Source organism: Nocardiopsis flavescens (assembly GCF_900141985.1).
In the GTDB taxonomy this organism is placed as follows: domain Bacteria; phylum Actinomycetota; class Actinomycetes; order Streptosporangiales; family Streptosporangiaceae; genus Nocardiopsis; species Nocardiopsis flavescens.
In genome coordinates, this window is the sequence record NZ_FQZK01000028.1 from 24,553 (window position 1) to 38,009 (window position 13,457).

Here is a 13,457-nt window from a genome sequence, read left to right on the forward strand (position 1 = left end):
CCCGACCCGCCCGGCGTGGCGGACGCGGGAGCGCCCCGCCCCTCGGAGGGCGGGGCGCTCCCGTGTCCGTCAGGCGAGGCTGCGGCGGGGGTTCTTGGCCGGGGCGGTCATGGACATGCGCACCACGGCGGGCACGCTCTCCAGCTCCAGCGAGCGGCGCAGGTTGGCCAGGGCCTCCGAGCGCACCCGCCGCCACACCCCGGCGACGTCGGCGTCGTCCTCCAGCGTCAGCGCCAGCCGCAGGTGCGGCTCCTCGGCGGACTCCGTGAGCCGGGCCCGCGCCCGGCGCACGCCCGGGTAGTCGGAGACCTCCTGCTCCAGGGCGCCGCGCGCGGCGTTCTCGGACATCTCGACCCGGCCCTCGGGCCCGCGCTCCAGCACCAGGCGCCCCACGGTGTCGTTGAGCCCCTGGGCCAGCAGCCAGCGCAGCGCCAGGAACGCGGCGACGAACGCCAGGGCGACCACCGCGTACGGTACCCAGGGCGCCGCCAGGAGGTCGCGGACGGCACCGTTCATCAGGGCGCCCCCCGCCACGCGCGGGCCGAACAGCCCCCGCCCGGCCGCGAACGCCGCGGCTCCCGCCGCCAGCAGGAGGATCCCCACCAGCAGCAGTCCCTGCCGGTTGCCCCGCGCCGACCTGCGGGCCCTGTTCCTTGCCATGGTCACCCCTCCGCGTAACGGACGTGGGTGGCGATCCGCAGACTGCGCAGCGGCGCCAACTCCTCCAGCCGCCGCTCCACGGCGGCGGTCACCTCCGACGGCAGCTCCGGCGCCTCGCGCATCCCGGTGCGCACCTGCACCCTGATGCGGCTGCCCCGCACGTGCACACCGACGTGGTCGACGCCGTCGACGTCCTGGGCCGCGGCGGCCACCGCGCGGCGCAGGGCGCTGCGGGTCATGCCCACGACCAGCGCCGGGTCGTCGGTGCGCAGCGCGGTCCAGTGCCCGCGCCCGGGCGCCAGCGCGGCCGCGATCAGGACGAGCCCGATCAGGGCCAGCAGCGCCGAGGCGATCTGCACGGACGGCTGCGACCAGGTGGTGGCCTGGGCGTACTCCGCGGCGGAGCCCACGGGGAACAGCCCCAGCGGACTGCCCGCCAGCGCGGCGATGACCTCGGCCGCGGCGACGACCGCGACGATGAGGATCACGAACCCGGTGATCACCGCGGGCCATGACCGGCGCGGGCGGAACGTGTGGACGGCCACTCTCCTGGCCTCCCGGTCGACCCCCTGGTCGGGACGGCCGAGCACCTCTTCCACGGTGGTCATCACAACTCCTAGCACGGCGGCCCCCGACCGGGCCGGGGAGGCGGACCTCCCCGGCCCGCCGTCGCGGAGCGGTGGAACGGTGCGTTCAGCGCACCGTTTCGGCGATCTCGATGTCGATGTGGTGGACCTGCTTGCCGGTGGTGTGCTCCACCCGCTCCCGGACCCGGGAGCGGACGAGCCCGGCGATCCGCCGCACGGGCTCGGGGTAGTCCACGCAGATCCGCAGACTCAGCAGGACGACCTCCCCGCTGATCCGGGCGCGTGCCGCCCGGCCCCGGCCCGGCACCCGCGCGCCGGCGACCTCGCCCGCGGCGCGGACGGCGGTCTTCTCGATGACCCCGCTGTCGATGTCCGTGCGCCCGCCGGGATCGCGCGGGTGCCCGGGTCCGGTCCGTTCCCCCGGAGCGGAGGTGCTCTCCCGCTGCCGGGGGACGTCGTGGGTACGTGTTCCGGTCACGGCCGCGCCCGTCAGGCCGAACGCCGCGAGAACATCTCGCTCAGGTCGATGTCGCCCTCCATGGCCCGGCCCGCGACGAATCCGACCAGGCCGAGGACCAGCACGAGCGCGAAGGCCGTGAAGCCGCCGAACGCACCCGCCAACCCCAGCACCGTCCCGTAGGACAGTCCGACTATGGGCCACATGGCCTCCCCCTTCTGTCCAGCGCTCATCACGATCGCGGTCCTGTTCCGGTGCCCGCCGCCCCGGCGACCACGTCCTCCACGGAGATGTGGACGGCGCGGCCGCCGGCGAGCGGGGCGAGCTCCCTGCGGAGCCCGCCCGCGATCTCGGGCAGCGGTCGCCCGAAGTGGACCACGACGCCGACCTCGACGGAGTCCGCCCGCACCGCCACCCCCCGGACCCGGCCGCCCGGAACGGGGGTGGACAGTGTCCCGAACGCCCCCGCGGACAGGTCGGCCACGTCCCGGGAGCGCAGTGCCGCCCCGGCCACCCGCCGGGCGATGTCCCCCGGCTCGTCGACGCCGTCCACCGTCACCGGACCCGGGGTGCGGCGTCCGCGTCGCCGTCGTCGCCGTCGTCCTCGTCCGGCAGGTGGATGTCGTCCACCCGGACGTTGATCTCGGTGACCTCCAGGCCGGTCATCTTCTCGATGGCACCGGCGACGTTGCGGCGCACGGCCGCGGCGAGGTCTTGGATGGCGGTGCCGTACTCGACGACGAGGTCGATGTCGACGGCGGCCTGCCGCTCCCCGACCTCCACGGAGACGCCGCGCGCCACCGATCCCCTGTCGCCGCCGCCGGTGACGGCGTCCTTCACGGCGCCCATGGCGCGTGCGGCCCCGCCGCCCATGGTGTGCACGCCGCCGATCTCACGGGCGGCCATGCCCGCGATCTTGGCGACGACCCCGTCGGCGATGTGGGTGCTGCCGCCCCCGGTGGCGCCCTGGTCGCCGTCGCCGCGGGTGCTGGCGCTCTGGGCTCCGGTGCTCTGGGCTCCGCCGCGGCGGTCCGCCTCGCGGGCGCCCGGCACCGCGGCCTCGGTCCTGGTATCCGACACTGGTCCCCCTACGCAGTGTGCAGACGAGCCCTCGCGGGCTCCGGTCGTGTGAACGGCGGTGTCAGCGCTTGAAGACGTTCTTGATCTTCTCGCCGATGTTCTCGACGGCCTCTTCGGCCTTGTCCTTGGCCTTGTCGGCGGTGTCCTTGGCGCTCGCCTTGGCCTGGTCGACCTTGCCCTCGGCCTCCGTGGACCGGTCGCCGGCGGCCTTGCCGTAGGCCTCCTTGGCCTTGCCGCCCAGGTCGTCGAAGTGCTTGTCCATGTGTGTCCACGCCCCCTCGCCCGGGACGTGCGTCCCGGGGCTCGGACCGAAACCCGTGTTCCACGGCCCCCGAGGGACCGAACGAGTTTCGAACTAGATCACACCATATACACACTCTGCGTAGCCAACAAGACACTTGGAGTAACGTTTTGCAGCACAGAAGAGGTAACGCCATCCCCAACCCTGCCCCAAAAACCGCTCGGGAACCCTGCCCCGCCCCGGAAAACGAAGGGGCGCCCGAAGGCGCCCCTGGAACGTCCGAAAACGGCTTCGGGTGGATCACCCGAAGACGACGGTCTTGTCCCCGTTGAGGATGATCCGCCGCTGGGCGTGCCGGTTGACGGCGCGGGCCAGCGCCAGCGACTCCAGGTCGCGGCCGATCTCGGTCAGCTTCTCGGGGCTGTGGGTGTGGTCGACCCGCGCCGCCTCCTGCTCGATGATCGGCCCCTCGTCCAGGTCGGCGGTGACGTAGTGGGCGGTGGCGCCGATGAGCTTGACGCCGCGGGCGTGCGCCTGGTGGTAGGGCCGGGCGCCCTTGAAGCTCGGCAGGAACGAGTGGTGGATGTTGATGATCCGGCCCGACATCTTGGTGCACAGCTTCTCGGACAGCACCTGCATGTAGCGGGCCAGCACCACCAGGTCGACGTCGTAGGAGCCGACCAGCTCCAGCAGCCGCGCCTCCTGCTCGCCCTTGGTCTGCGGGGTCACCGGCAGGTGGTGGAAGTCCACTCCGTAGGAGTCGGCCAGGAACTCCAGGTCGGGGTGGTTGGAGACGACCGCGGCGATGTCGACGTCCAGCAATCCGCTGCGGTGGCGGTAGAGCAGGTCGTTGAGGCAGTGCCCGAACTTGGACACCATCACGATCATGCGGGGGCGCACGTCGCGGGGGCTGAGCGCCCACTCCACGGAGGCGGCGCCCGCGCCGCCGAAGTCACCGGCCAGCGCCGCGAAGGCACCGCGCAGCACGTCCTCGCCGACGGCGCCCCGCCCGCCCTCCTCCGCCACGAACTGCATGCGCAGGAAGAAGCGGCCGGTGTAGTGGTCGCCGTACTGCTGGCTCTCGGTGATGTTGCAACCGTGGTCGGACAGCAGGTTGGCCACCGCGGCGACGATGCCGCGGCTGTCGGGGCACGACAGGGTCAGGATGTACTCGCGCTCGCTCATGGGAACAGAACCGTTTCTGGGGTCGGACCGGCCGTGACGTACCAGGATATCCGCGGTGCGGCGACCGCGGGGGCGCGCGGCCGGGACGGGGCGCGGTTCACACCCGCCGCGGGGCCGGGCGTCGGGCCCGCCGCCCGGCCCCGCGGGCGTTTCCGGAGGATCGTCCGATTTACGCTCGATGAATATGAAAAGGATTCATGTTCTGGCATCCTCGGAGGCATGACAAGCCTGCGTGAGAAGTACGAGGCCGCGACGCGCGAACTCCAGGCCCCCTTCGCCGTGGTCGACCTGGCCGCCTTCCGCGCCAACGCGGCCGACCTCACCCGCCGCGCGCACGGCAGGCCCATCCGGGTCGCCAGCAAGTCGGTGCGCTGCCGCGCACTGCTGGGGACCGTGCTGGAGGACCCCGGATACGAGGGCGTCATGGCCTTCACCCTGCCCGAGGCGCTCTGGCTCGCCCAGGGCGACCCCGGCGGACCCGTCGGCCGCGACATCCTGGTCGCCTACCCCACCGCCGACACCGACGCCCTGGAAGCCCTGGCGGCCGACACCGCGGCCCTGGGCGCCGTCACCCTCATGGTCGACGACACCGCCCACCTGGACCTGGTCTCCCGGGCGGTGGCCGCCGCCGAGCGCGCCGGCACCCGCCCCGGCGACGCTCCCCCCGTCCGCGTCTGCCTGGACATCGACACCAGCTGGCAGCCGCTCGGCCCGCGGGTCCGCATCGGCAGCCTGCGCTCCCCCGTGCGCACCCCCGCCCAGGCGACCGCCCTGGCCCGCGCCGTCCTGCGCCGCCCCGAGCTGCGCCTCGACGGGATCATGGCCTACGAGGCCCAGATCGCGGGCCTGGGCGACGCCCCGCCCGGCCGCCCCCTCTACGGCCGCGTGCTGCGCGCCGTCCAGCGCAGGTCCGCCGTGGAACTGGCCAGGCGCCGGGCCGCCATCGTGGGCGCCGTCCGCGAGGTCGCACCGCTCCGGTTCGTCAACGGCGGCGGCACCGGCAGCCTGCACACCACCGGCAGGGAGCGGGCCGTCACCGAGCTGGGCGCCGGGTCCGGCCTGTACCACCCGCACCTGTTCGACCACTACCGGTCCTTCCGGGGCCGCCCGGCCGCCCTGTTCGCGCTGCCCGTCGTGCGCCGCCCCGCCCGCGGCGCGGTCACCGTCCTGGGCGGCGGCTACCTCGCCTCCGGGCCCGCCGACGCCCTGCGCCTGCCCGTTCCCCACCTGCCCGCCGGGCTGTCCTACAGCGCCAACGAGGGCGCGGGCGAGGTCCAGACCCCCCTGCTGGGGGCCGCCGCCGACACCCTGGAGATCGGCGACCGCGTGTGGATGCGCCACACCAAGGCGGGCGAGCTGTGCGAGCGGTTCGACACCCTGCACCTCATCGACTCCGACACGGGCGCGTACGTGCGCGCCGTGCCCACCTACCGCGGCGAGGGCCGCGCCTTCCTGTAGCGGCCGGACGCACCGGGGGCCCGCGTCCGTGTCGGACGCGGGCCCCCGGGACCGCCGCGCGGACCGGTGCCGGGTGAGGGACCGGTGCCGCGCCGGGGACTACTTGCGCCGGCGCCGCGCGATCAGGGCGACCACGCCGACCACGACGACCGCGCCGACGCCCACCGCCAGGATCACGGCCTCCGGGGGGAGCTGCCCGCGCGACTGGTAGGTGGTGACGACCTCGTCGTCGCCCTTGAGGAGGATGCTCCCCTCCTCCGGCTCGACCAGGTGGCTCTCCACCCGCACGGCGCCGCCGCCGACGACCAGGGCGCGGGCCTCGTCCAGAAGCCGGCCGCCCGTCTCCTTGACCCTGTCGACCTGGCGCCGCGCGATGTTCGCGGGCTTGGCCGAGACCACCAGTTCGTCGAGCGTCTCGGCGAGTCGCCGCTGCTCGCGGTTGATCTCCGCCTCGATCTCGGCCGGGGTCCGGCGCGGTTCGGTATCGCCTGCCGCCATCTGGGGTGCCTCTCTCGTTAACGCAGAGTCGGGTGAGACCCCGTGTCCGAGCCGGTGTCCCGGCCCTCGTCCTCCGCGCCGTCGGACGGACCGGAGAATCTCAGCGCGCCGTCGATTCCGTCGACCACGCGGAAGAAGTCCCGCGTGGACAACCACAGTTTATAGATGATGGCGATCTCGAAGGCGAGGAGCAAAACACCCGCAACCGCGGTGATCCAACCGATGGCGGACGGCGCGCCCGCCAGCGCGGCCACGACCGGGGCCACGACGAACACCGCCATCTGGAACTCGATGCCGCCGACCAGGTGGGTGCGCACCCGCCGCGCGCTCAGCGCCGCCCAGAACCGCTGGTACCAGGGGAAGCGCGAGCGGAACTCCTGGTGCAGGTCCACCTTGGGCAGCGTCAGGTCGGGCTGCTTGCCCGCCGCGCGGCGGTGGCGGTTCTCCCGCTCGGTCTGGGTGCGCAGGATGCCCTCCAGCACGGAGATCCCGTGCCGCAGCACCGCCTGCTCGCCGCCGTCGCTCATGGTGCGCCCGCCCGCGCCGGTCGCCGCGGAGGTGTCGTCCTCGTCCGGGCCCAGCATGGACAGGGTCGCCCGCGCCCGCTCCAGCGCGGCCGCCAGGTGCGAGCGCATCTCCCTGCGCACCTTGTACACCTGGAGGGCGTTGAGGTAGCGCAGCATGTCCAGGAACACCACGGCCAGGGCCAGCCACACGAACCACACCGGGTCCGCGCCCGGGTCGGCCTCCTCGGCCACCACGTACTGGCCGCCCATCAGCGCCACCACGCACACCAGGACGCGGAAGCGGTCCGTCACGTAGTCCACCCAGGCGCCGAACACCGTCTCGGTGCCCGTCAGCCGGGCCAGCTTGCCGTCCATGCAGTCCACCAGGAACGACAGGTAGTACAGGAGCGCGCCGAGCAGCAGGAAGTGCCGGTAGCCCAGGGCGAAGCACACCGCCGCCCCCAGGCCCAGGAACAGCGCCAGCACCGTCAGCTGGTTGGGCGTCACCGACGTGCGGTTGGCGACCGGGCGCACCAGGCGGACCGCGACGGGGTCCACGAGGTACACCGTCCACCAGGAATCGCGCTCCTTGAGCGTACGGTCCCTGACCTCGTCGAGCGTGAATGCAGGCATCGGTGCCGAGACTCCCAACCGACCAATCGTGAAGTGCGTCAACAATAGGTGATCGAACCGCCGCCCGATCCCAAAGCGTACGAACCGAACCGGAATCGCAACCGAACCACGGGACGCGCCCGCCCCCGCCGCCACCGGGTCGTTAGTGTGGACGGCGAGAACGACCGGGGCCGACCCCGGCGCCCTGTGGCAGAGAGGAACCCACGTGAGCGACCCCATCCGGCTGGAGACCGGCGACAAGGCGCCCGACTTCACCCTGGAGGACGCCGACGGCGCCCCCGTGACGCTCAGCGAGGTCCTGAACCGGACCGGCAAGAGCGTCGTACTCTACTTCTACCCGGCCGCGATGACCCCCGGCTGCACCACCGAGGCCTGCGACTTCCGCGACAACCTCCGCGACTTCGACGCCGCGGGCTTCACCGTCATCGGTGTGTCCCCCGACACCACGGACAAGCTGGCGAAGTTCCGCGACAAGGAGGGCCTGACCTTCACCCTCGTCGGCGACCCCGGCAAGGACACCCTCCGGGCCTACGGCGCCTTCGGCGAGAAGAAGAACTACGGCCGCCTCGTCCAGGGCGTCATCCGCTCGACCGTGATCGTCGGTGCCGACGGCAAGGTCGCCAAGGCCTTCTACAACGTGAAGGCCACCGGCCACGTCGACCGCGTCAAGAGGGAGCTGGGCGTGTGACCCCGCCCCCGGCTCCCGGGCCGCCCCCCGCGGCCCGGCGGCCGGGACCCGCCCCGGCCCCGGTACAGTTGTCCCCACGGGAACGCCCGGGGGGCCGTAGTCCAATTGGCAGGAGACGCCAGCTTTAGGTGCTGTACAGTGCGGGTTCGAGTCCCGCCGGCCCCACACTCGAACAGCTGCGGGCCCCGCGGGCGGCGCCGCACCGCGCCCGCCGGAGAGCCCCGCACGGGGCCGGGTCCGTCCGGGCGCCTCAGCGGCCCAGCAGGGCCCACAGGACGACGGCCAGCAGCAGCAGTACCCCCACCGCCACCGCGGCGACCCGCGCGGGCGCGCCCGTACCGGCCTTCCCCGCGTGCCGCCCCGGATTGGTCAGGCCCAGGGTGTCGGTGGACTCGCGCAGCGAGGCCACGAAGGCGCTCATCGCCTCCGGGCTGTTGCGCAGCCGGTCGCTGATGTTCTCCGCCAGCATCCGGCCGCCCGCCTTGAAGTGCTCGCGGGCCGACTCGCGCGGCTCGGGGACCGCGGCGCCCTCCTCCGCCCCGTCCCCGGACTCCGCGGCGGCCTGCGGCCCGGCGGCGGCCGCCGGCTCCGCGGTGGCACCGGCGAGCCGCTCCGCACCCTCGTCCTCCTCGCCGCTCCACGGCGCGAGGGCGGCGATGCGCAGCATCTTCGCGGCGTTGTCCGCGGTCAGCCGCTCGCCCGGCTCCACCTTGAGCAGCCCGGCCAGCGCCGGCGCCAGCGGACCCGCCTGGCTCGCCGCGGCGGGCTCCTCCAGCGGCTCCTGGCGCAGGATCTTGATGTAGCCCTTGCGGTCGTAGGGCGTGTGCCCCTCGACCGCGGAGTACAGGGTGGCGCCCAGCGACCACAGGTCCGACTCCGGCCCGACCGGGCCCGCCTTGGCCCGCTCCGGCGACAGGTACGCCGGGGAGCCCACGATGCGCCCGGACTCGCTCAGGGCCGACTCGCCGTTCCACGCCGCCAGGCCGAAGTCGGTCAGCACCACGCGTCCGCTGCGGGTGATCATCACGTTGCCCGGCTTGACGTCGCGGTGCACGATGCCCTCGTTGTGCGCGACCTTCAGGGCGTCGATGAGCTGGAGCCCGATCTCGGCCACCCGCTGGTAGGGCAGCGGGCCGCCCACGTCGATGATCTCCTCCAGGGTGGAGGCCTCCAGCAACTCCATGACGATCCACGGGCGGCCGTCCTCGTCGACCACGTCGAGCACCGTGATGAGGCTGGGGTGGCTCAGCCGCCCCGCCACGCGGGCCTCGCGGGTGGTGCGCAGCAGCAGCGACTCGCGCTCGGACCGGCTCAGGGACTCCGGGAGGCGGAGTTCCTTGACGGCGACCTCGCGGTCGATCACCAGGTCGACGGCGCGCCAGACGGTGCCCACGCCTCCCCGGGCGACCTCCGAGACCAGCTGGTAGCGCCCCTTCAGCAGGCGCCCCTCAGGCGCGGCGGCCACCGGCGCCTCCTCCGGGCTCGCGGAGTCGGGCGCCGACCCGGGGCGCTGTGTGTGGGGATTGTCTAGGGAGGACACGGTTATCCACGGGTCCATTCACCGGCCATGGTGGCCTCCTGCGGAGCATTGCGGTCGCTGTCACCACGTAGGTGCACGGATCACTCGTTATACCAGCAGGACGTCGGGGCCCTGCCGGGCGTTGCCATAACACCGGCACATAGGTTCGCTTTCGTTATGTCCGGGGAAAGCGAACACATGCATCCCGGGCCCCGTCCTTTACCCGATTCCTCAGGAGGGGCCCACGTCCGGATGGGACGCGCCCGCGGGCGCGTCGGTTCTCGCCGGCCCGGGGTTTCACGCCCAGAGCTCGTCGGGGGTGCGCACCTCGACCGGGCCGACCCCGGTGTCGGTGAGCGGGGAGAGCAGGCGCCCGGCGTCGCCGACGACGACCACCACGGCCTCCTCCGGGTGCAGGTACTCGACCGCGGCCGAGTCCAGGTCCTCCTTGGTGAGCCGCTCGTACCCGGCCCGCACCGTGTCCACGTGGTCGTCGGGCAGGTCGTGGACGACCATGTCCACCAGGGCCCCGGCCATGGAACGGGCGGTGGAGTAGGCGACCGGCAGGCCGACCGTGTTGGAGTCGCGGACCGCGGACAGCTCCTCCGCCGTGACCCCGCCCTCGCGCAGCCGGGCCACCTGCTCCAGGGAGGAGGTGATGGAGTGGGCGGTGGTGTCCGCCTCGACCTGCGCGGACATGAAGAACACCCCGCTGTCGCGGCGCAGGTCGAACCGCGCGCCGGCCCCGTAGGTGTAGCCCAAGCGCTCGCGCAGCTCCATGTTGAGCCGGGAGGTGAACATGCCGCCCAGGACCTCGCCCACGCCCTCGGCGCGGGGCAGGTCCACCTGCGAGCGCGAGGGCGCCCGGTGGGCGATGACCAGGGCCGACTGCACCGAGCCGGGCCGGTCGACGATGAGGACGCGGGGCAGCTCCCCCGGCGGCGGGGCGGGGGTGTCGATCACCCGCGCGGGCGCGGGCACGGTGTCCCCGAACACGGTCTTGCCCAGCTCGACCGGGTCGACCCCGCTCAGGTCGCCGACCACCACGAGGGTGCCCGCCGTGGAGGCCAGGGTGTCCGCGTGGTAGGACGCGACGGTCTCGGGGGCGATGTCGGCCAGCCTGACCGGGCCCCCGGCCAGCGGGGTGGCGTAGCGGCCGGTGAACAGCTGCGCGCCGAGGCTGCGCATGGCCAGGGTGCTGGAGGTGGCGGCCTCCAGCCAGAAGCGCTCCAGCAGCTGGTCGCGGCGGCGGACGATGTCGTCGTGGTCCAGCGCGGGGCGGCGCACCGCGTCGGCGAAGAGCCGGACGGCCTCGCCCAGGCGGCCCACCGGCACGTCCACACCGGTGATGAAGCCGTCCCAGTTGATCCGGGACACCCACTCGGCCCCGTGCCGCTCCAGGGCGGGGGCCAGGGAGCTGTTGCCGTCGGGGCCGTCCTCCAGCACCTCGCTGGTCAGCGCGCCCACGCCCATGGCGTCGAGCGGCTCGACCGCGCCGCCGTAGGGGTGCACCAGGCGCACGGAGACCAGGTACTGGCCGGGCACGTGGACGGCGACGACCGTGCCGCCGCCGACGGTGGTCCGCTCAGGCCGGGGAAAGGTGTAGGACGCCGGAGTACCGAGGTCCGGGCGGTTCTGCGACATGCTCAGCGACTCTTTCTGTGGTGGCTCGGCGGGACTCAGGCGTCGGCGGCGTCGGCCGCGGGCTCGGGGTCGAACCGGACGACGAGCAGGTTCTCGTCGACGAGCAGCCGCTCGGCGGCGGCCCGCACCTCCTCGGCCGTGATGTCCTGCCACCGGGTCGGCCAGGTCAGCGCCAGCTCCGGGTCGTCGAACAGCTGGGTGCAGGAGCTGATGGAGTCGGCCAGCCCCGCGGGACCGGAGATGGACTGCAGGTGGTCCCGCTCCAGGACGGCGCGCGCCCGGTCCAGCTCCTCCTCGGTGACCCCCTGCGCGGCCTTGGCGACCTCGGCGAGGATCTCGGCCTCCAGGGTGTCGCCGTCCACGTTCTCGCGGGCGAGCATGTTCACGAGCAGCAGGCTGTCGGTGTAGCGGAACGGCAGCACGTCGGCGGCGGCGCCGCCGTCGTCCGCGGCGATGGGGCGGTCCACGACCAGGGACCGGTACAGGCGGCTGCCCTGTCCCTGGCCGAGCACGGCCGAGAGCAGGTGGGCGACGTCGAACCCGCGCTCGCCGTAGGCGGGCACCCGGTAGCACAGGAACACGCCGGCGGCCGGGACGCCCTCCACGACCTCGTCGCGCAGCGGGCCGCCCAGCGGGGCGCGCAGCACGGGGTCGGGTGCCTGCGGGATTTCCTCGCGGGCCGGGACGGCGCCGAAGTACTTCTCCACCCGGGCCCGCACGTCCTCCGGGTCCAGCTCGCTGACCACGGTGATGACGCAGTTGTCCGGGCCGTAGTGGGCCTTGTGGAACGACTTGACGTAGTCCAGGTCCGCCGCGTCCAGGTCGGCCATGGAGCCGATCGTGGGGTGGTGGTAGGGGTGGCCCTCGGGGAAGGCCAGGCGCAGGATGCGCTCCAGCGCGGTCCCGTAGGGCTGGTTGTCGTAGCGCTGGCGGCGCTCGTTCTTGACCACGTCGCGCTGGTTGTCCAGCACCTCCTGGGTCATCCCGTCGCGCAGGGTCGCCAGCCGGTCGGCCTCCAGCCACAGGACGCGGTCCAGGGCGTGGGCGGGGACCGTCTCGTAGTAGTTGGTGCGGTCGGTCGAGGTGGAGGCGTTGATGTCGCCGCCCAGCCGCTCGACCTCCTCGAAGTGCTCGCCCTTGGTGACGTTGCCGCTGCCCTGGAACATCAGGTGCTCGAAGAGGTGGGCGAAGCCGGTGCGGCCGGGCACCTCGTGACGGGACCCGACCCCGTACCACAGGTTCACGGCGGCCACCTGACCGGTGGAGGCGGGCGCGGTCACCAGGCGCATCCCGTTCTCCAGCCTGTACTGAACCAACTGTCCCGCAGCTCCGATGCCGGTCACCAGTGCATGCACCCCGAATCACGCGTCGCCTGAACACACCGTCGCCGCGTCGAAGCGGCGACGACTACGACCCTACGGCCTCCGGACACCCCGTGGACACCCGAACGGGCGTACCCGGCCGGGTTCAGCCGCTGTAGCCGTCCGTGTTCATCGACGCCGCGACCTGGTCGTAGACCGAGCTGTACTGGGAGTCGGCCGACCACACGTAGAGCAGCACGTCGCTGATGGGCAGGAACCACATGCGCACCTCGAAGGTGTCGTCGTTGGCGCACGTCACCTGCCACACGGAGTGGTGGGACTTGAGTTCGTTGGCGTGCGTGGTGAAGTCGGAGACCTTCAGCTCCGCCCCCGAGACGCCGATGCCGCCGGAGGCCGCGGTGTTGAGGCTGCGGCAGCTGCCCGTGTCGTGGGCCCAGCCGTCGTCCTTGGTGTGGGCGTCGCCCTTCTTGGGCCAGTCGTCGGGGTTGCCCTGCGCGGCCCGCGGGGTGAGCTGGATCGACCCGTAGGAGCAGGCGTCCTGCCCGGGCGGGCTCGCGCACATGGTGCCGCCCTCGTTCTGCACCCCCCAGCCCTCGGGGACGTCGATCGTGATGCCCTCGACGGTCTGCGTGGTGAACCCCTCGGGGCCGGGCGGCTCGACGGCGGGCATGACACCGCTGGCGCCCATCTCCAGGCCGGCCTCCTCACCGCCCCCGTCGCCGGAGCCCCCGGAACAGGCCGTGAGCAGCAGCAGGGCGGCCGCAGCCCCCGCGGCGCGCGCCCCGCGCGTCCGAACCCCTCGCCCGTGGATGCCCGCCATCGCCTCGTCCCTCTCACGCCGTGCGTTCCGCCGGTCAGAACACAGTCGACCTTAGGGCATGTTGCGAAAGCCCCGACAACCCGGGCCGCACGGGTACGAGTCGCCCTTTCCCCCCGTTGTCCACAGGCCGCCGCGGACGCCCCGCCCCGCGGGCCCCCG

General features: G+C 73.3%; 16 protein-coding genes and 1 tRNA gene. 3 read left to right on the plus strand and 14 right to left on the minus strand.

The features are described from left to right. Positions 1-69: 69 nt before the first annotated feature. The 8 genes from amaP to purU form a co-directional block, all read right to left on the minus strand. On the minus strand, positions 70-660 hold the full coding sequence (gene amaP / locus BUE45_RS27600) for an alkaline shock response membrane anchor protein AmaP (RefSeq protein ID WP_073383782.1): 591 nt from the start codon (positions 658-660) through the stop codon (positions 70-72). 2 nt (positions 661-662) lie between these two features. Continuing rightward, the gene (locus BUE45_RS27605) at positions 663-1,268 is read right to left on the minus strand and encodes a DUF6286 domain-containing protein (protein WP_073383784.1); all 606 of its coding nucleotides are present in this window, start codon (positions 1,266-1,268) and stop codon (positions 663-665) included. 85 nt (positions 1,269-1,353) lie between these two features. Next, complete coding sequence (locus BUE45_RS27610; protein WP_073383785.1) at positions 1,354-1,725, minus strand: Asp23/Gls24 family envelope stress response protein; 372 nt, start codon at positions 1,723-1,725, stop codon at positions 1,354-1,356. 11 nt (positions 1,726-1,736) lie between these two features. Further along, positions 1,737-1,937 (minus strand): hypothetical protein, encoded by a 201-nt coding sequence (locus BUE45_RS27615; RefSeq protein WP_143173505.1) that lies wholly within the window; start codon positions 1,935-1,937, stop codon positions 1,737-1,739. Beyond that, the gene (locus BUE45_RS27620; RefSeq protein WP_073383832.1) at positions 1,937-2,257 is read right to left on the minus strand and encodes a hypothetical protein; all 321 of its coding nucleotides are present in this window, start codon (positions 2,255-2,257) and stop codon (positions 1,937-1,939) included. The genes BUE45_RS27615 and BUE45_RS27620 overlap by 1 nt, the downstream gene beginning before the upstream one ends. 2 nt (positions 2,258-2,259) lie before the next feature. Then, positions 2,260-2,784 carry an Asp23/Gls24 family envelope stress response protein gene (locus BUE45_RS27625; protein ID WP_073383788.1) on the minus strand — a complete coding sequence of 175 codons (525 nt, stop codon included), beginning with the start codon at positions 2,782-2,784 and terminating at the stop codon, positions 2,260-2,262. 61 nt (positions 2,785-2,845) lie between these two features. Continuing rightward, positions 2,846-3,046, minus strand: a complete 201-nt coding sequence (locus BUE45_RS27630) for a CsbD family protein (RefSeq protein WP_073383790.1) — start codon at positions 3,044-3,046, stop codon at positions 2,846-2,848. A gap of 279 nt (positions 3,047-3,325) precedes the next feature. After that, positions 3,326-4,210: a formyltetrahydrofolate deformylase gene (purU, locus tag BUE45_RS27635; RefSeq protein ID WP_073383791.1), complete on the minus strand. Its 885-nt coding sequence runs from the start codon at positions 4,208-4,210 to the stop codon at positions 3,326-3,328. Positions 4,211-4,429: 219 nt separating this feature from the next. Here purU and BUE45_RS27640 point away from each other — a divergent pair, with 219 nt between their 5' ends. Continuing rightward, positions 4,430-5,668 carry an amino acid deaminase/aldolase gene (locus BUE45_RS27640; protein ID WP_073383793.1) on the plus strand — a complete coding sequence of 413 codons (1,239 nt, stop codon included), beginning with the start codon at positions 4,430-4,432 and terminating at the stop codon, positions 5,666-5,668. A 99-nt stretch (positions 5,669-5,767) separates the two neighbouring features. On the opposite strand, the gene BUE45_RS27645 is transcribed toward BUE45_RS27640, so the two are convergent. Continuing rightward, positions 5,768-6,166, minus strand: a complete 399-nt coding sequence (locus BUE45_RS27645) for a DUF3618 domain-containing protein (protein WP_073383794.1) — start codon at positions 6,164-6,166, stop codon at positions 5,768-5,770. A 17-nt stretch (positions 6,167-6,183) separates the two neighbouring features. Then, on the minus strand, positions 6,184-7,305 hold the full coding sequence (locus BUE45_RS27650) for a CDP-alcohol phosphatidyltransferase family protein (protein ID WP_073383796.1): 1,122 nt from the start codon (positions 7,303-7,305) through the stop codon (positions 6,184-6,186). A 205-nt stretch (positions 7,306-7,510) separates the two neighbouring features. On the opposite strand from BUE45_RS27650, the gene bcp reads away from it, so the two are divergent. Together bcp and BUE45_RS27660 are read left to right on the plus strand one after the other, a co-directional pair. Further along, positions 7,511-7,993, plus strand: coding sequence for a thioredoxin-dependent thiol peroxidase (gene bcp, locus BUE45_RS27655; protein WP_073383797.1), 483 nt, complete (start codon positions 7,511-7,513; stop codon positions 7,991-7,993). 90 nt (positions 7,994-8,083) lie between these two features. After that, a tRNA-Leu gene (locus BUE45_RS27660) sits at positions 8,084-8,158 on the plus strand. A gap of 85 nt (positions 8,159-8,243) precedes the next feature. Here BUE45_RS27660 and BUE45_RS27665 read toward each other — a convergent pair. From BUE45_RS27665 to BUE45_RS27680, 4 genes are all read right to left on the minus strand, one after another. Continuing rightward, positions 8,244-9,551 (minus strand): serine/threonine-protein kinase, encoded by a 1,308-nt coding sequence (locus BUE45_RS27665; RefSeq protein ID WP_084737984.1) that lies wholly within the window; start codon positions 9,549-9,551, stop codon positions 8,244-8,246. Positions 9,552-9,809: 258 nt separating this feature from the next. After that, the gene (locus tag BUE45_RS27670; RefSeq protein WP_073383800.1) at positions 9,810-11,156 is read right to left on the minus strand and encodes a M16 family metallopeptidase; all 1,347 of its coding nucleotides are present in this window, start codon (positions 11,154-11,156) and stop codon (positions 9,810-9,812) included. Between the two features lie 35 nt (positions 11,157-11,191). After that, positions 11,192-12,499, minus strand: coding sequence for a M16 family metallopeptidase (locus BUE45_RS27675; protein ID WP_073383801.1), 1,308 nt, complete (start codon positions 12,497-12,499; stop codon positions 11,192-11,194). 124 nt (positions 12,500-12,623) lie between these two features. Continuing rightward, on the minus strand, positions 12,624-13,298 hold the full coding sequence (locus BUE45_RS27680; RefSeq protein WP_073383803.1) for a hypothetical protein: 675 nt from the start codon (positions 13,296-13,298) through the stop codon (positions 12,624-12,626). Positions 13,299-13,457 lie beyond the last annotated feature (159 nt).

Bases quoted from the DNA above. Each gene is read 5' to 3' on its own strand.
- amaP (WP_073383782.1), bottom strand. From the start codon at position 660: ATGGCAAGGAACAGGGCCCGCAGGTCGGCGCGGGGCAACCGGCAGGGA.
- BUE45_RS27605 (WP_073383784.1), bottom strand. From the start codon at position 1,268: ATGACCACCGTGGAAGAGGTGCTCGGCCGTCCCGACCAGGGGGTCGAC.
- BUE45_RS27615 (WP_143173505.1), bottom strand. From the start codon at position 1,937: ATGAGCGCTGGACAGAAGGGGGAGGCCATGTGGCCCATAGTCGGACTG.
- BUE45_RS27630 (WP_073383790.1), bottom strand. From the start codon at position 3,046: ATGGACAAGCACTTCGACGACCTGGGCGGCAAGGCCAAGGAGGCCTAC.
- purU (WP_073383791.1), bottom strand. From the start codon at position 4,210: ATGAGCGAGCGCGAGTACATCCTGACCCTGTCGTGCCCCGACAGCCGC.
- BUE45_RS27640 (WP_073383793.1), top strand. From the start codon at position 4,430: ATGACAAGCCTGCGTGAGAAGTACGAGGCCGCGACGCGCGAACTCCAG.
- BUE45_RS27645 (WP_073383794.1), bottom strand. From the start codon at position 6,166: ATGGCGGCAGGCGATACCGAACCGCGCCGGACCCCGGCCGAGATCGAG.
- BUE45_RS27650 (WP_073383796.1), bottom strand. From the start codon at position 7,305: ATGCCTGCATTCACGCTCGACGAGGTCAGGGACCGTACGCTCAAGGAG.
- BUE45_RS27665 (WP_084737984.1), bottom strand. From the start codon at position 9,551: ATGGACCCGTGGATAACCGTGTCCTCCCTAGACAATCCCCACACACAG.
- BUE45_RS27670 (WP_073383800.1), bottom strand. From the start codon at position 11,156: ATGTCGCAGAACCGCCCGGACCTCGGTACTCCGGCGTCCTACACCTTT.
- BUE45_RS27680 (WP_073383803.1), bottom strand. From the start codon at position 13,298: ATGGCGGGCATCCACGGGCGAGGGGTTCGGACGCGCGGGGCGCGCGCC.